The sequence below is a fragment of the Halapricum desulfuricans genome (assembly GCF_017094465.1).
Lineage (GTDB): Archaea > Halobacteriota > Halobacteria > Halobacteriales > Haloarculaceae > Halapricum.
In genome coordinates, this window is record NZ_CP064791.1 from 2147323 (window position 1) to 2162026 (window position 14704).

18 protein-coding genes are annotated in these 14704 nt (G+C 64.4%); 8 read left to right on the forward strand and 10 right to left on the reverse strand.

What is annotated here, in order from left to right; translation table 11 throughout:
• Positions 1-19: 19 nt before the first annotated feature.
• Positions 20-706, forward strand: a complete 687-nt coding sequence (locus HSEST_RS10900; RefSeq protein ID WP_229120959.1) for a hypothetical protein — start codon at positions 20-22, stop codon at positions 704-706.
• A gap of 21 nt (positions 707-727) precedes the next feature.
• Here the strand turns inward: HSEST_RS10900 and nucS are convergent, their stop codons facing one another.
• The 4 genes from nucS to HSEST_RS10920 form a co-directional block, all read right to left on the reverse strand.
• Positions 728-1447, reverse strand: a complete 720-nt coding sequence (gene nucS / locus HSEST_RS10905) for an endonuclease NucS (RefSeq protein WP_267491860.1) — start codon at positions 1445-1447, stop codon at positions 728-730.
• Between the two features lie 24 nt (positions 1448-1471).
• The gene (locus HSEST_RS10910; RefSeq protein ID WP_229120960.1) at positions 1472-1975 is read right to left on the reverse strand and encodes a DUF6735 family protein; all 504 of its coding nucleotides are present in this window, start codon (positions 1973-1975) and stop codon (positions 1472-1474) included.
• A gap of 81 nt (positions 1976-2056) precedes the next feature.
• Positions 2057-2224, reverse strand: a complete 168-nt coding sequence (locus HSEST_RS10915) for a hypothetical protein (protein ID WP_229120961.1) — start codon at positions 2222-2224, stop codon at positions 2057-2059.
• Between the two features lie 105 nt (positions 2225-2329).
• Positions 2330-2938 (reverse strand): hypothetical protein, encoded by a 609-nt coding sequence (locus tag HSEST_RS10920; RefSeq protein WP_229120962.1) that lies wholly within the window; start codon positions 2936-2938, stop codon positions 2330-2332.
• Positions 2939-3028: 90 nt separating this feature from the next.
• Here HSEST_RS10920 and lysW point away from each other — a divergent pair, with 90 nt between their 5' ends.
• Complete coding sequence (lysW, locus tag HSEST_RS10925; RefSeq protein WP_229120963.1) at positions 3029-3193, forward strand: lysine biosynthesis protein LysW; 165 nt, start codon at positions 3029-3031, stop codon at positions 3191-3193.
• 37 nt (positions 3194-3230) lie between these two features.
• On the opposite strand, the gene HSEST_RS10930 is transcribed toward lysW, so the two are convergent.
• Both HSEST_RS10930 and HSEST_RS10935 read right to left on the reverse strand, forming a co-directional pair.
• Positions 3231-3932 carry a hypothetical protein gene (locus HSEST_RS10930; protein ID WP_229120964.1) on the reverse strand — a complete coding sequence of 234 codons (702 nt, stop codon included), beginning with the start codon at positions 3930-3932 and terminating at the stop codon, positions 3231-3233.
• Positions 3933-3963: 31 nt separating this feature from the next.
• Positions 3964-4416: a GNAT family N-acetyltransferase gene (locus HSEST_RS10935; RefSeq protein ID WP_229120965.1), complete on the reverse strand. Its 453-nt coding sequence runs from the start codon at positions 4414-4416 to the stop codon at positions 3964-3966.
• An 83-nt stretch (positions 4417-4499) separates the two neighbouring features.
• On the opposite strand from HSEST_RS10935, the gene HSEST_RS10940 reads away from it, so the two are divergent.
• Together HSEST_RS10940 and HSEST_RS14670 are read left to right on the forward strand one after the other, a co-directional pair.
• A complete protein-coding gene (locus tag HSEST_RS10940; protein WP_229120966.1) occupies positions 4500-5582 on the forward strand; it encodes an aminopeptidase in 1083 nt (360 codons plus the stop codon).
• A gap of 260 nt (positions 5583-5842) precedes the next feature.
• Positions 5843-6025: a DUF7577 domain-containing protein gene (locus HSEST_RS14670; protein ID WP_418886516.1), complete on the forward strand. Its 183-nt coding sequence runs from the start codon at positions 5843-5845 to the stop codon at positions 6023-6025.
• A gap of 141 nt (positions 6026-6166) precedes the next feature.
• Here the strand turns inward: HSEST_RS14670 and HSEST_RS10945 are convergent, their stop codons facing one another.
• Positions 6167-8356 (reverse strand): elongation factor EF-2, encoded by a 2190-nt coding sequence (locus HSEST_RS10945; protein WP_229120967.1) that lies wholly within the window; start codon positions 8354-8356, stop codon positions 6167-6169.
• Between the two features lie 350 nt (positions 8357-8706).
• Between HSEST_RS10945 and HSEST_RS10950 the strand changes: the two genes are divergently transcribed.
• Positions 8707-9459 carry a DUF5781 family protein gene (locus HSEST_RS10950; RefSeq protein ID WP_229120968.1) on the forward strand — a complete coding sequence of 251 codons (753 nt, stop codon included), beginning with the start codon at positions 8707-8709 and terminating at the stop codon, positions 9457-9459.
• A 47-nt stretch (positions 9460-9506) separates the two neighbouring features.
• Here the strand turns inward: HSEST_RS10950 and HSEST_RS10955 are convergent, their stop codons facing one another.
• Positions 9507-10094: a 30S ribosomal protein S7 gene (locus HSEST_RS10955; protein WP_229120969.1), complete on the reverse strand. Its 588-nt coding sequence runs from the start codon at positions 10092-10094 to the stop codon at positions 9507-9509.
• Positions 10095-10096: 2 nt separating this feature from the next.
• Positions 10097-10525: a 30S ribosomal protein S12 gene (locus tag HSEST_RS10960; protein ID WP_229111026.1), complete on the reverse strand. Its 429-nt coding sequence runs from the start codon at positions 10523-10525 to the stop codon at positions 10097-10099.
• Between the two features lie 195 nt (positions 10526-10720).
• On the opposite strand from HSEST_RS10960, the gene HSEST_RS10965 reads away from it, so the two are divergent.
• A complete protein-coding gene (locus HSEST_RS10965) occupies positions 10721-11089 on the forward strand; it encodes a rhodanese-like domain-containing protein (protein ID WP_229120970.1) in 369 nt (122 codons plus the stop codon).
• Here the strand turns inward: HSEST_RS10965 and HSEST_RS10970 are convergent, their stop codons facing one another.
• Positions 11090-12631 (reverse strand): alkaline phosphatase family protein, encoded by a 1542-nt coding sequence (locus HSEST_RS10970; RefSeq protein ID WP_229120971.1) that lies wholly within the window; start codon positions 12629-12631, stop codon positions 11090-11092.
• A gap of 112 nt (positions 12632-12743) precedes the next feature.
• On the opposite strand from HSEST_RS10970, the gene HSEST_RS10975 reads away from it, so the two are divergent.
• Together HSEST_RS10975 and HSEST_RS10980 are read left to right on the forward strand one after the other, a co-directional pair.
• Positions 12744-13850 carry a sulfatase-like hydrolase/transferase gene (locus tag HSEST_RS10975; protein ID WP_229120972.1) on the forward strand — a complete coding sequence of 369 codons (1107 nt, stop codon included), beginning with the start codon at positions 12744-12746 and terminating at the stop codon, positions 13848-13850.
• On the forward strand, positions 13850-14701 hold the full coding sequence (locus HSEST_RS10980) for a polysaccharide deacetylase family protein (protein WP_229120973.1): 852 nt from the start codon (positions 13850-13852) through the stop codon (positions 14699-14701). Before HSEST_RS10975 ends, HSEST_RS10980 begins: the two co-directional genes overlap by 1 nt.
• The last annotated feature ends 3 nt before the right edge of the window (positions 14702-14704 follow it).

A 14704-nucleotide genomic window follows, 5' to 3' on the forward strand; every position in this document is an offset into this window, starting at 1 on the left:
CGTGCCGAAGTTACTGAGAATGACACGTTTGCGGCGGTACTTCGGCGAGCGCCACCGCCTGCTCGTGTGGACGCTACTGCTCGCTGGCGGGGGCTGGGTCGCGCTGACGGAGTTCGAGAGGACACTCGCCACGTACGCGGATCGACCGACCGCGATCGCCGCGCTCGCGGGCGTGTGGCTGGCGGGCGTGCTAGTCGTTCGACGACGCGAGCGACGCGCCTGGCGACGGTTGATCGATGAGACGCCGTTCGAACCGCAGCACGAGGGCGATCGGCGACCGCCCCTCCAGCGGTCGCTGAAGGGCAGCGTGATCACTGCCGAGTCGGTCGGGCGCGGGCTCGTCCGCCAACGGGGTATCCGCATCGAAGCGACGGCCGGTGGCGTCACCGAGCCGATCGACGTGACGCTCACCTATGTCGGGAGCGGCGGAACCGAACGCGGTATCCGAACCGGGACCGACGCGCTCGACGAACGGTTCGTCTTCGAGGTCGACGCCGGATCGAACCTCGCATCGGTGTTCGACGCCGAGGTCCAGTCGGCGCTGCTGGATATCTCGGTCCCCGGACGACTGCGGATCGACGGCCGCCACGTCAGTTACGAGATTCCGTTCACGCACGTCCGGCCGTCGGAGCTGGGAACCGTCTCGAAGACCGTGGCGACGATAGCGGCCCGCATGGAACATCTCGTCGGGGCCGGTCGACTGTGAAGGGGGCCGAAGAGCGGCCCGTCACGGTTCCAGCGCCACGAACTCCAGTTCACGCTCGGCCAGCAGCGACCGGGCACGGTCGGTGACCGACGGCGCGACGAGTATGCCACGGACGCCGGTCTCGGCGTGGAGATCGCGCTGCAGCGCCTCGACGTAGCGCGCCAGTTGGCCGACGGCGTCCGGACCGACGCGACGGCGCTTGAGCTCCAGGACGACGGCTCGTCCGTCCCCGTCTTCGCCGTAAATGTCGACGGCACCGGCAGGGGTTTCTCGCTCGGTCGCCAGTGGGGTGAATCCGGGCTCGATCAGCGACGGCTCCGCCAGGATCCGCTGGCGGAGGTCCTCTTCGGTGCCGGACAGCGACAGTTCCTCGGGATCGGTCACGTCGAACGCCGCGACGTGCTCGACGGCGTCGAACGTTACTACGAGCCGTTCGTCGGGGTTGTCCCGCTGACTGTCGAGCACGAGCGCGTCGTCAGTGATCGACACTTCGTGGGTGCATCCCGGCGGTTGCCAGTTGACCGGCTGGTGACCCTCGTCGGTGTGAACGAGGACGGTCCCGTCCGGCTTGCACATGACGTGACGATCGCCGGGGCCGAGCGTGCTCGCGGCCCGACCGTCGTACTCGACCGTACATTCGCCGAAGATCGTCACGACGGCACCGCTGTCGAGACCCGTCTCGACGACCGACCGTGCCGTCTCGATTGCGGGATCGGTCCGGGCGCGAACGTTGGATGGCACGTCAGCCCGTATTCGATCCGGCCACTAATACCCGTCCGTTCCGTCCGGTCGATGGATCTCGCCGTCCACGCGTGTTCGAACCGCCTCCGTGAGTATCCTGTCGGCATCGGCCACACCGAGCGCTCCGTCCGAGATGCCGTCCGCGAGCACGCCTTTCGCCGACTGGAACCACGTCCGGAGTCGAGCCGCCTCGTCCGGACCATCGACGGCGACGATCAGCCCACGGTCCGCCGGCGCGTCCGGGCCGACGTAGTGGTCGAGTCCGAACCACAGGGGCAGGTACGTCCTCACCCGGTAGTCGGTCCCGACACGGTAGATCGCCTCGTGTCGGGCGAGATCGACCATCGTGAGCACGTGCTCGAACGGCCGCGCGACGACGTTCGGTTCCGGGTCGACATCGCCACCGGCGTATGGGTCGGTGGGCGAGATCGTCCGGGCGAGGCGGCAGTCGAGTCCGCCGAGTCGCGACGTGTGCACGTCGTATCGGCCGTCCGGTCGCTCGTAGGCGACCAGCGCGCGGTGGGCCACTATCGTCCCCCCTGACCTGGTATCGTCTCGTTCACGACCCGGCGTGGGTCGGATCTCTATATAAACGTCCGGCCACCGCTGTTACTTCGGGGATCGCGAGCGGCCCACGCTGTCGATGAGTTTGAGTGCGATGAAGATCGGCAGGAGCGGCAACAGCAACAGTGCCACACCCAGTCCGATGATGTAGCCCATCATGCCCATGTGCAGAACCCGTTTCGGACCGCTGGCTCGTGCGATGCTCTCCGCCATGCGCGATAATACACCCGACAGCGCGAAATAGCTTCGTGAACTGCTTTCCGAGTCGATGGCAGTTCATGCCGAGAGCAGCGCGGAAGCCTGCGGATGTGGATTACCTTACCGCAACTGTCCGGCGAGGCCGGATTCCGCCCCACCATCGTCGTCCTTGTAGTAGTGCAAATAGCCGTACAGTCCGACCTGGACGGCGATACCGACGACGAAGACGCCGTACAACCACGGGGAGACAAACGCATCGACGACCTCGGTGACGCTCGTGACGTCGTCGATCGGGGGCGCGAGTGCGATCGAGACCAGCGCCGCCCCCCAGGCCGCCGAGACGACGAGGACGATCACTTTCCGGAGGAACCACCCCGCGATCGCACCGATCAGGACGCCGGCGGCAACCACCGGATCGACCAGCGTCATGGGTTCGGTGATCGATCCCCCGACAGCGTACAGTCCGACCGCCAGTCCGCTTGCCCCGCCGGCCGCGAGGATCGCCGTCCGATACCCGGCCGTCACGAGCCAGACTCCGACGACCGATCCGACGAGAGCGGCCCCAGCGAGCACGACTGGCTCAGCTGAGACGCCGGTCCCGGCGAGCAAGCCGCCCGCCGCCCCGGCAAGTCCGCCGAAGCCGTACAGCGCCTTTCGGTAGATGAACACGCCAGTCGTCGCCAGCACGAGTCCGACCACCGCGAGCAGTAGATCGAGTGGGAGTGCCATATCACGATAGCGATAGGCCGGCTACAAAAGCCTGTCCGCCGAGCGGATTTCGACCGTTTGATAGGGGACCGCGTCCACGTTTCGCATGCTATGGCAACCTGTCCTGAATGCGGTGGCGACGTGACACTGCACGACGACGTCGAGATCGGTGAAATCGTCGACTGCTCGACCTGTGGTGCGGAGCTGGAGGTCGTCGCGGTCGACCCCGTCGAACTGGAGACCGCCCCGGAACTGGAAGAAGACTGGGGCGAGTAACGCGACCCCGTTTTCGAGTAGCGCCGCGCGTGTCCCGCTAGTGGCTGGTGTCCGCCGGTAGCCCCGCGTCGCCGGTGCCCAGACGCGCACAGTAGCGAACGTCGGCTTCCGGATCGAGCAGATGCGTCCGGCGACAGAAGGCCTCGACAGGTTCGCCGGTCACGGCGACGAACTCGTCGCCCTCGAGTAACTCCCGCTTCTGTTCGAGGCTGCCCAGCCGCTCCTCAGCCCAAAAGTACGTCGTCCGCACGCGGATACAGTCATTGCCGTCACTGACGAAAAACGCTCGTTCGACCCGCGCATCGCCCGCGGCATGGGACCCCTCATACCGGAGCGCCGCGCCGTCCTCGACGGTCACTGTCCGGGCGGGTTGAAACGTGGATTGAACGTCCACGTCCGGCGAGTCGTGCGCCGTCCGTTCCCCTTCGAGACAGAACCGGATGTCGGTGGCGGGATCCTCGAAGTGGTGTGTGCGACAGAACCGTGCCAGCGGTTCGCCCGTGTGTCGGAGGTGACCGTCCGCGAGCAGCCAGCTCTCCGTGACAGTCGTTACCTCCGCTCCCGCGTCGATGTATGCGGTTTCGACGTTGAGAACCGATCCCTGCGTATAGTACGTGCGCTCGACTGTCGCGTGCTCGTAGTGATGCGTCCCTCTGAACAGTGGCTGTCCGGCTGTCGCCGTTTCGAGGGCTTCGAACTCCGAGTTGATGTCGTCCGCCGATGGTTCGGGGGAGCCCATCACTATGATATGGGCTGGCAAGCACCAAAAGTCACTCGCCAGCCAGCGTCTTTCGCATCTCGACGTGTGGGATTCCGGCCTCTTCGAACCGCTCTCCGACGCGCTCGTATCCGAACCGGGCGTAGAACGGGGCGGCCCGGACCTGGGAGTGCAGTCGCATGGTTTCGAGACCGCGGTCGCGGGCCACCGCTTCGAGTCGCTCCATGAGTGCAGTGCCGACGTCGCGCTCGCGATACGCCGACCGTACCGCGACGCGTTCGACTTTGCCAGTCGTCTCGCCCGGCCGTCGAAGCCGGGCCGCCCCGATGGGTTCGTCGTCGTCGTAGGCGACGAGATGGATCGCGTCCGATTCGTGTTCGTCGACTTCGAGGTCGGCAGGAACGCCCTGTTCCTCGACGAAGACGGTCGTCCGAACCGAAAGGGCGTCTTGATAGACGGAATCGTCCTCGTCCGGTGCGTCGACGGTCCGTATCTCGGGGTTCATATGCGTCGATACGTCCCGACCGGCCCAAGAGCCTGACCATCGGTCCGGAAGGAACTTACAGATGTCACTCCGAATACCCAGGTATGGATCCACGCGTTCGCGAACACGCCGAGATCATCGTCAATCACTCGATCGACTGCAGCGAGGGCGATCACGTCGTCATCGACGCCCACCCGGTCGCGGAGGACCTCGTCACGGCCATCGTCGAGTCCGTCGCCGAGGTGGGCGGTCACCCGCTCGTGATCCAGGAGCGACTGGGCAAGCGCTTCCGACGGGCGTATCTCAAGCACTACGACGGCGAGTTCGAGGAGCCAGAGCATACCCACGCGCTCTACGAGGCGATGGACGCCTACATCGCGATCAAGGGCGGTGACAACGAGACCGAGCTCGGCGACGTCGACACCGAAACCCAATCCGCCTACGAGAAAGCGTACGAGCCGGTCAGAGAAACCCGTCTGAACAAGACCTGGAACCTGACACTCCATCCGGCGGCGGCCAACGCCCAGCAGGCCGAGATGGCGACCGAAGAGTACGAGACCTTCGTCTACGACGCCATCAACAAGGACTGGGACGCGGTCCGCGAGCAGCAACAGGAGATGGCCGACCGGCTGACCGACGCCGAGAAGGTCCGTATCGTCTCGGGCGACACCACCGACATCACGATGTCGGTCGCCGGCAACGAGACGCTCAACGACCACGGCGAGAACAACCTCCCCGGCGGGGAGGTCTTTACGGCCCCCGTCAAAGACAGCGTCTCCGGGGAGGCGTACTTCGACATCCCGATCTACCACCAGGGCCGGGAGATCGCGGGCGCCCGTCTCGTCTTCGAGGACGGAGAAGTCGTCGAGCACAGCGCCGAAAAGAACGAGGCGCTGCTGACCGACGTACTGGAGACCGACGACGGGGCCAGCTACCTCGGTGAACTCGGAATCGGCATGAACCGCGACATCGATCGGTTCACTCGCAACATCCTCTTCGACGAGAAGATGGGCGACACCGTCCACATGGCCGTCGGCCGGGCCTACCCCGAAACGGTGGGCGAGGACAACGAACAGAACGAATCCGCCGTCCACGTCGACATGATCCTCGACATGAGCGAGGATTCGTACATCGAGCTGGACGGCGAAGTCGTCCAGCGCGATGGGAAATTTTGGTTCGAGGAGTAGGAGTCGCGACCAACGGGAGCGACTCCAGACCGACGCGGGGAGGGACGACCCGCGGAGGCGTAGGGAGACTCGACTGAAAGGAGCGGCTCGGGTTGTACGAACGGCGAAGCCGTGAGTAGGGAGCGACTCCGAACGTGTGTCGTGTGACCGACCAACACGCATTACCTGTTGCAGTCCGTACGGCGGCGCATGGAAGCGGTCCTGGCCCTGGTGATCACGGTCGTGATCGCCGTCCTGCCGGCGCTGTTGTTCCTGGGGCTGTGGCACGGGCTGAACTACATGCGGGACGACGATCTCGTCCGGCGGGCCCGCGACCGGGCAGAGGTAGCAGTCCCACGTATCCGGCCGCGTCGCCGACCGGGTCGGGGCCGCGGTGTCCGAACTGCGGGGCGGTCAACCGCGGCGGGATGGACTACTGCAAGCAGTGTCTCGGCGAACTGTAGCGAGAGGGGAGACGGTGCGGTCAAGCATACGCCGACCGCAGGGAAGCGTTTCCCTCGACCGAGCGAAGCGAGGTCGAGCCTTTTTCCCCAAGTTTTTGCGCGAGGGGGTCGCTTTGCGACCCCCTCGACGGAAAAAGTGGGTTAGAAGTAGTCGATCATCTCGGGCAGTTCCGTCTTCATGCCCTTGCGCTCGCGGATTTCGGCGATCTTCTCGGGCTGGAGGTTGTCGGCCATGACCCGGAAGCCGGCGTTCTCGGTGTTCCAGGAGGCACGACCCTCGGTCGCGCTCCGGATGTCACTGGAGAAGCCGATCATCTCGTCGACGGGCGCGATACCCTCGACGACCATGAGGTCGCCTTCCTGGTACATGTCGTCGACGCGGCCACGGCGGCCCTGAATCTCGCCGCTCGCTGCGCCCATGTGCTCGTTGGGGACGTCGATGCGGACGTCCTGGATCGGTTCGAGCAGCCGGATCTCGGCGTCCATCAGGGCGTTGTGGACGGCCTGTCGGACGGCCGGGATGACCTGCGCGGGACCGCGGTGGATGGCGTCCTCGTGCAGACGGGCGTCGTGTAGGCGGATGAGCGACCCCTGGACCGGCTCGTTGGCCAGCGGGCCGTCGTTGAGCGCCTCCTGCAGCCCCTCGATGACCAGTTCCATCGTCTCGTTGAGGTGCTGGATCCCCTTCGTGTCGTCGACGAAAATGTTGGATCCATGGATGGTCTCGACCTCCTGGGACGTGTCCTTGTCGAGGCCGGCCTCCTGCAGCGCCTCGCGGCGTTCGAGTTCGGGCATGTCCATCGATGCCTCGCCGCGTTTGATCGCTTCGACGATGTCCGCATCGAGCGGCTCGACTGTGATGTAAAAGCGGTTGTGGCGGTTCGGCGAGATGCCTTCGACCTCGCGGGAGGACTCCTGGGGCGCCTCGCGGTAGACGACGATCGGTTCGCCGGTGTTCACGGGGATGCCCTGGTTGCGCTCGATGCGCTGGGTGACGACTTCGAGGTGAAGCTCACCCTGCCCGGAGATGAGGTGTTCGCCGGTGTCCTCGTTGATCTCGATGTTGATCGTCGGGTCCTCCTTGGCGACCTGCTGGAGCGTCTCGATGAGTTTCGGCAGGTCGTCCATGCTCTGGGCCTCCACGGACTTGGTGATGACCGGCTCCGAGATGTGTTCGATCGACTCGAAGGGGGTCATCTCGGTGCTGGAGACCGTCGATCCCGCGATGGCGTCTTTCAGACCGGTGACGGCGGCGATGTTCCCGGCCGGTACTTTCTCGACTTCCTCGCGCTCGCCGCCCATGTAGATCCCGACGGACTGGACGCGGTTTTTACCCGCAGTGCCGGAGACGTACAGCTCCTGTCCTTTCTCGATGGTGCCCGAGAACACACGACCAGCGGCGATCTCGCCGGCGTGGGGGTCGATCCCGATGTCAGTGACCATCAGGACGACTTCGCCGTCTTCGTCGACCAGTTGCATCTGCTCGGCGACGTCGGTGTCCTCGTCGCCGCGCCAGATGCGCGGAATTCGGCGGGGCTGAGCGTCGACCGGGTTCGGGAAGTGCTCGACGACCATGTCCAGCACGACGTCCGAAAGGGGCGTCCGCTCGTGGAGCTCCTGGCGCTTGTCGGCCCGCTCCAGTTCCATGATCTCGCCGAAGTCCATGCCGGTCCGCTGCATCGAGGGCATCGAGACACCCCACTTGTAGAGCGCGGACCCGAAGCCGACGGTCCCCTCCTCGACGCTCACCGTCCAGTCCTCGTCGATGTCGTCCATCTCCTCGGTCATCCCGCGGATGAGTTCGTTGACGTCCCGGATCACGGCCAGGAGACGCTCCTGCATCTCCTCGGGACCTTCCTGCAGTTCGGAGATGAGACGGTCGACCTTGTTGATGAACAGGGTCGGCTTGACGCCCTCGCGGAGTGCCTGCCGGAGGACGGTCTCGGTCTGGGGCATCGCGCCCTCGACGGCGTCCACCACGACGAGCGCGCCGTCGACGGCACGCATCGCGCGGGTGACGTCCCCGCCGAAGTCGACGTGGCCGGGCGTGTCGATGAGGTTGATGAGGTGGTTGGTACCCTCGTATTCGTGGGTCATCGAGACGTTGGCCGCGTCGATGGTGATCCCGCGTTCCTGTTCGTCCTCTTCGGTGTCCATCATCAGCTTCGTCGCCTCGCCCTCGTCGGCGATCATGCCGGCACCGGCGAGGAGATTGTCTGTCAGCGTTGTCTTACCGTGGTCGACGTGAGCAGCGATGGCGATGTTCCGGATGTTCTCCGGTTTGTCCATCAGCGTCTCACATTCCTGGACAATTTTCTTACGTCGGCCCATTATGCGCGACTCTACCGGCAGGAGGGTCAAAAGGGTAGTGTTTCGTGGCGAGCGGGGCGTTAGCCCCCAAGCCACGAAGCTCGAAAGAGAGCGACTGTAAAGGAGCGATCTTTCGGTGTTTCCGTGTGAGTGCGCTATTGGCACGCGAACACGGAAGCTCGTTGGAGGCAGCCGATCAGGAAGGATCCAACGGTGTTTCGACGGGTGGAGTGGGAGTGTCGAGGCAGGGGAGACGTGACTTTCAAGAACGTCTCCACTGTTTCGCCGCGAGGTGTCAACAACCAGTATCGAAGCCGAATCCACGAGCGGACACAACAGTAATACGTCTGCATACCTTGGCAACGCTACCCATGGACGTACAGGTTCGGGGCGGCGGCCCGGAACGACCGTTTCTCGGTGCAGCGAGTCTCTTCGGGACGGAATACGACCTCCAACGGCCGGTGCAGGTCGAGGTACGGGACGATCCAGACGAACGCACGCGCGTTGGCCACACCGACGACCGCCACCGACTGATCATCTCCCGGCAGGCCGCGACGAGCGCGATGGCCCGCGAGCTCGCGCTTCACGAGTTCGCTCATATGTACCGCCACGAGCGGAGCCATCCCTCCCACGTCCAATCGACGGACGAAGTGCTCTTTCTGGCGCTGGCCGGTCGCAGCGTCGAACGCCGGAAGGTCACCCACTGCTATCAGATCGCCAATCACGTCAAGGATATCTACGCCGACGACCTGTGGCTGGACCTGGCTCCGGGGGAGAAACTCGTTCGGTTCTTCGAGTCGACGCTGGCGATTGCGGTCTCGGATCGGCCGGCCGAACGGCAGCCGACCTGGACGCGCCGGACACCCGCGTCCGACCCCGACATCACGGCTGTCAACGCTGCCTTCGCGCTGGCGCAGGCGGAACGACACGACCTGATCGACCGTGACCACCGATTGTACGACCTCGCTCACGCGGCCGCCGAAGACGCCCCAGACGTGAGTCTCAATACGTTCAAGCACCGATTTCTGTCGCTCGAACCCGACCCGGACGACAGCGGGTTCCGCAAAGCGCTGGTCGATCTCACCCGCGAGTACGTGCTGGAGGAAAGACGGGCCGCCGATTGACGGCGCAACCGCTATACCCGGCGGAGAACTGAGAAGACAGAGAGTCGTTACCGCGCGGCGGCCGCGACGCGTTCTTTCTCCTCTTTCTGGGAGACGGCGTAGGTCTGCACGTCGTTGTTGGCGGCGCCGATGAGCTGCTGGGCGAGCGCCTCGGCGGCGTCGGTCGTCGTCTTGAACGAACTGTTGTAGACGCCCTCGGCGATGAACTTCAGGGCCTGATCGACGCGGCGCTGGGGCGCGACGTCGACGGCCTTCGGGACGGAGATGCCACCGTACTTCAGGCGGACGGTCTCCTCGCGCGGGGCGCTGTTCTCGACGGCGCTGACGAGGATCTGGACCGGGTTGTCCTCGGTTCGCTCGTGGACGATCTCGAAGGCCTCACGAGTGATCCGGGTCGTCTGCTGTTTCTTGCCCGTGTTCTCGTCGGTCTGCATCAGACGGTTGATGAGCCGCTCGACGATGGAGATCTCGCTTTTCTTGAACTGCTTTTCGGCGTGACGCCCCATCGTGTGTGCGATCGGAGTGACCGTGATGTAGCGCTCGGTCGAGGGATCGCTGAACTCGATGTCGTCGACGCTGTAGACGCCGAACAGCTGTGCGCCCGTCTCGGTGTCGGGGGATTCTGCTTCGGACATAGTTATCGCACCGGCTTTTCCGCGTTACCACGGACGAGTTCGATCAGCGAGACGCCGTTGACTTTCTCAACCTTGTAGTTGACACCCGAGAGGTCACCCATGGCACGACCCTTCGCGCCACCGATCCCGGCGATGGTGACTTCGTCGTGCTCGTCGATGAACGAGATCGCCCCGTCGCCCGGCGCGAACGCGGTGACCTGTTTCCCGTTTTTGATCAGCTGGACCCGGACGCATTTCCGGATCGCGGAGTTGGGCTGTTTGGCCTCGATGCCGACCTTCTCGAGTACGATACCTCGACCCTGGGGGGCGCCCTCGAGGGGGTCGGACTGCTCGCCCAGCCCACGCTCTCGGCGCGCGTAATCAGAGTCGGACCACCGGTGTTTCTGGCGGTCCTTCTTGAGTTTGCGTGCGGCGTATTTGCCGTTCGCCATAGTACAAGCTCGTACCCTGCCGAGGCACTTAAGCGTCTTCTTTTGGATTCCGAGCCGTGTGTCGGTGTCACAGGCCCCATCTCGCGGTTCGGCCGGCCAGCTGGAGGCGAGGACCCAACCGGGGAGAAGCGAGCCGATCGCCAGCCTGAAGGGCGAAACCCGGCGGTTTTGTGTGGCGAGTCCAATGAGACGACGATGAACGCGATACGTCCGGACGAGTTGGACGAGCGCCTGTCCGCGGGGCAGGAACTGCACGTCCTCGATATCCGACCGGCGTCGTCCTACGAGAACGGATCGATCGAGGGCAGCGACAACGTCCCGGTATACGACGAGCTGCGAAGCGGCGACGAGTCCGCCCTGCGGGATCGACTCGACGAGATACCGAGCGACCGGGAAGTGGTGGTCGTCTGCAAGATGGGGATCGTCGCGAAAAAGGCCACCAGACTACTCGAGGGGGAAGGATACGACGCAACCACGCTCCGCGGCGGGATGAGCGGGTGGGACGGATACCAGAAGGGGTCGCTGATCTACAGGATTCGGTCGCTGTTCTGGAAGCTCCGGTAGTTACTCCATATAGCCGAGTTGCTTGAGGCGTTCGGAAACCTCCTCGCCCGCGCCAGCGCCGCGGTTGGCGTCGGCCAGCGGATCGCGTTTCTCGATGTCGGGTTCGTCAGCGAAGATGTCCAGTACGTCGCCGCGCATATCGGTGGGGATCGCACAACCGGCGTTCGCCAGCACTGTCGGGGCGATATCAGTGATCGAGATCTGCTCGCGCTCGCCGTCGGACCGGAACGAGGGGCCCGAAGCGACGAAGATTCCGGTGTTCGTGTTCTCGGCGGCCCAGCGAGCGGGTTCGGTCATGATCTCGCCGCCGCCCATCCCGTCGTTGACGTGGACACCGGGCCGTTGTTCGACGACGACCTCCGGCGCGTCGTCGACGTAGGGGCCGTTGTAGACCTCCTCGCCGCGGTAGACGTTCGTGAAGATCCGGCCGTGCTCGTCCTCGACCGTCCGGAGGTCCTCGATCAGCGACTGGGCGACGCTGTCGATGTCGTATGCGGGGTTGATGTAGATCGGTCCCTGGGAGCTGGCGACGGCTTTCGTATTCGGCAGGTCGATGGCGTCGAGTTTCTGCCCGCGTTTGAGTCCGGCTTCCTGTGGCACGAGTTGCTGGACGCGCTCGGGGACGACACGCGAGAGTACTCCGACGAGACCGAGGCGCTTGGCGATAGTCAAAGCGTTCTCCCGGGTGACACCGACCTGCTGGAAAATACTTCCTATCGAACGCGTGCGGGCCTGGTAGCCGTTCTCGGCCAGCCACTCGTTGACGTAAAACTCCGTCTGGGTCGGACCGCTACCGTGATCAGACATGACGATCAGGTCCGTGTCGTCGAGGTCGTCGATCCGGCCGATCCACTCGTCGACCAGTTTCCAGCCGCGTTTGGTCGGCTCGGCGTCCCAGAAGAAGTGATGGAGCACGTTCAGATAGAACAGCGTCAGGTGCATGAACTCCAGATCCCGCTCCTCGAACAGCGTGAGCGCAGCCTCGAACCGGGCCTCGAACAACTCCAGAATTGCGTCGACTTCCGCGCCGGTCTCGTCGTTGCTGGACAGCAGTGGCTCGGGGTGGACCCGATACCCGAATCGGTCCTCGAGTTCCGCGGCCAGTTCGGGCGGTGACGTATACCCCTCTTCGAGCGATCGGTACTCGCCCTCGACGGCGTCGGGACCGCCCGAGACCATGAACCCGTCCAGTTCGCGCGGCGGGTACGTCGAGGGCATGTTCATCACGCCAGTCGATTGTCCGTCGTCGTTGAGGTAATCCCACAACTCGGGCGTGTCGAAGTCGCTGCCGTTGCAGACAGTGATCTCCTCGGCGTCGAGATCGACGTTTTCGAACCAGAACACGCCGAATCCGCCGGGATCCTTGCCCGAGGCGTAGCATTTCCAGTTCGGGAACGTCACGGGCGGGAGACAGCTCCGGCTGTCCGCCCAGGTGCCCGACTCCCGCAGGGCTTGCAGGTTCGGTAGCTCGCCGGCTTCGATCCAGGGATCGAGCAGCCGCCAACTGGCCCCGTCGAGACCCAGTACGAACGTTCGGCTCATTGGGTTTCGTTCGGGGGGTGTGTCATATGTAGTTTTATACTGACGGCGGCGCGTGCCCGCAGCTAACCAGGTATCGAAAGTCTCAAACGAGTACTGAGTGATGTACCGCCTGATGGACGACATCGTCTTCGTCACCGCGGACTCCGTGCGATACGATTATATGGACGCAATGGAGTTCCTCTCGTCGTTCGACGTGCAGAAGGGGGTGACTGCCGCCCACTACACGCGGCCGAGTCTCGCGAGCATTCAGGCGTCGAGTCTCAGTTCGGTCCTGACGGGTCGCGTCGAGCGTCCGACGCTCGCCGAGACGCTCTCGGAGGCGGGGTATACGTGTCTCGGCCTGTCGCCGAATCCGAACACCGATGGGGAGTTCGGGTTCGACGCCGGCTTCGATCGCTACGACAGTTTCCTCGAGACCGGGAACCGGGGGAGCAGTCTACGCCAGTACCTCGCCAGGTTCGATCTCCTCCGGCGGATCTACTACAAGTTCTATCCGCCCCAGGCCAAAAGCGAGGACCGTCCGAGCGACCGCGAGGTCGTCGAGCAAGCCATCGAATGGTTCAACGACGCCGAGTCGCCCCGATTTCTGTGGATCCACCTGATGGAAACCCACCGACCCTACGGCGCTGGGGAGGAGGCCGTCTCGAAGAAACTCGACCAGAAGGCCTTCTTCAAGCCGGACAAGCTCACGGCGGCCGAACGCGACGAGATCGAGGGGAAATACCGGGATTCGCTCCGTCGAGCCGACGAAAACGTCGAACACCTCCTGTCGGAAGTCGACAGCGATCCCGCGCTGGTGTTCACGGCCGATCACGGGGAAGGGTTCAACGACAACGGGTACTACTTCCACCAGCCACAGCTCCGGCGCGTCGACGACTGTCTGCTAGACGTGCCGGTCGTCTTCGACGGGATCGACGTCGCCGACGGTCCACTGAGCCTGCTCGATCTCGCCCCGACGATCGCCGCCAGTGCGGACGCGTCGGTCCCGGACCGCTGGCTCGGCAACAACCTCCTAGAGACGACGACCGACTCCGCGGTCACGATCGCTCCCTGGCACGAACAGGCCACGGTCGCCTGGCAGGACTTCGAGAACAAACTCATCAGCCGTGACGCGGACGTGACGTTCGAGGGGAGTTCACGATCGACCGATGCCACGGACGAACAGGAGGTGCCCGAAGATCTCAAAGAACAGATGCGTGACCTGGGGTACGTAAAGTGATGGGGACGAGCGACAGCACGGTACCGGCCGTCCTCTCGATCGACCTGGAGTATTTCTCGCATACGCCAGCCTACCGGACAGCGGCGGGGACGACAAACGAATCCGCAGTCGGCCGCGAGGCGATACCGACGATCCTGAATGCGCTCGCGGAGACTGACTCGACAGCGACGTTTTTCACCGTCTCCGAGATGCTGGAGGAGACGCCGGAGGTCGTTGAAACGATCGCCGACACCGGCCACGAGATCGGATCGCACACGCACACACACAAGCATCTTTCCGAACTCAGCGCAGCACAGCGACGGGAGGAGCTGGCAACGTCACGGCGACGCCTCGAATCGGTCACTGACCAGTCGGTGGTCGGGTTCCGGGCACCCTCGTTCGACATCACCGAGGACCACTTCGAACTGCTCGAGGCGACCGGATACGAGTACGATTCGAGCGTCGTGCCGTGCCGTTCGATCCCCGGCTGGTACGGCGGCGAGTACGACGAGACGAGGCCGGTGTCGGCGGCCGAGATCGACCCGACGGCTCCGACGGCGCTCACGGAGCTGCCGGTCGCCGTGATGCCCGGAGTCGGACTGCCGCTGACCGGGACCTGGATACGGTTTTTCGGCGTCCGGTACACGATATTGGGCATGCGACTGCTCGCTCGTCGCGGGATCCCGCCCGTCCTGTACATCCATCCGTGGGAACTCGTCGACCTTCCGCGCGTTGAGGGGGTGCCGGCTCGGGTCTACGTTCGGACGGGAGCGTATATGCGACGTGCACTGCGGCGGATTCTGGCGGAGCCCTACGAGTTCGTCGCGGCCAATACCGTCGTCGAAGACCGCGTGCTGTACGGTCGGGGGTGACCG

Bases quoted from the DNA above. Each gene is read 5' to 3' on its own strand.
- HSEST_RS10930 (WP_229120964.1), bottom strand. From the start codon at position 3,932: ATGGGCTCCCCCGAACCATCGGCGGACGACATCAACTCGGAGTTCGAA.
- HSEST_RS10940 (WP_229120966.1), top strand. From the start codon at position 4,500: ATGGATCCACGCGTTCGCGAACACGCCGAGATCATCGTCAATCACTCG.
- HSEST_RS10945 (WP_229120967.1), bottom strand. From the start codon at position 8,356: ATGGGCCGACGTAAGAAAATTGTCCAGGAATGTGAGACGCTGATGGAC.
- HSEST_RS10950 (WP_229120968.1), top strand. From the start codon at position 8,707: ATGGACGTACAGGTTCGGGGCGGCGGCCCGGAACGACCGTTTCTCGGT.
- HSEST_RS10920 (WP_229120962.1), bottom strand. From the start codon at position 2,938: ATGGCACTCCCACTCGATCTACTGCTCGCGGTGGTCGGACTCGTGCTG.
- lysW (WP_229120963.1), top strand. From the start codon at position 3,029: ATGGCAACCTGTCCTGAATGCGGTGGCGACGTGACACTGCACGACGAC.
- HSEST_RS10900 (WP_229120959.1), top strand. From the start codon at position 20: ATGACACGTTTGCGGCGGTACTTCGGCGAGCGCCACCGCCTGCTCGTG.
- HSEST_RS10965 (WP_229120970.1), top strand. From the start codon at position 10,721: ATGAACGCGATACGTCCGGACGAGTTGGACGAGCGCCTGTCCGCGGGG.
- HSEST_RS10975 (WP_229120972.1), top strand. From the start codon at position 12,744: ATGGACGACATCGTCTTCGTCACCGCGGACTCCGTGCGATACGATTAT.
- HSEST_RS10980 (WP_229120973.1), top strand. From the start codon at position 13,850: ATGGGGACGAGCGACAGCACGGTACCGGCCGTCCTCTCGATCGACCTG.
- HSEST_RS10960 (WP_229111026.1), bottom strand. From the start codon at position 10,525: ATGGCGAACGGCAAATACGCCGCACGCAAACTCAAGAAGGACCGCCAG.
- HSEST_RS10955 (WP_229120969.1), bottom strand. From the start codon at position 10,094: ATGTCCGAAGCAGAATCCCCCGACACCGAGACGGGCGCACAGCTGTTC.
- HSEST_RS10915 (WP_229120961.1), bottom strand. From the start codon at position 2,224: ATGGCGGAGAGCATCGCACGAGCCAGCGGTCCGAAACGGGTTCTGCAC.
- HSEST_RS10970 (WP_229120971.1), bottom strand. From the start codon at position 12,631: ATGAGCCGAACGTTCGTACTGGGTCTCGACGGGGCCAGTTGGCGGCTG.
- HSEST_RS10935 (WP_229120965.1), bottom strand. From the start codon at position 4,416: ATGAACCCCGAGATACGGACCGTCGACGCACCGGACGAGGACGATTCC.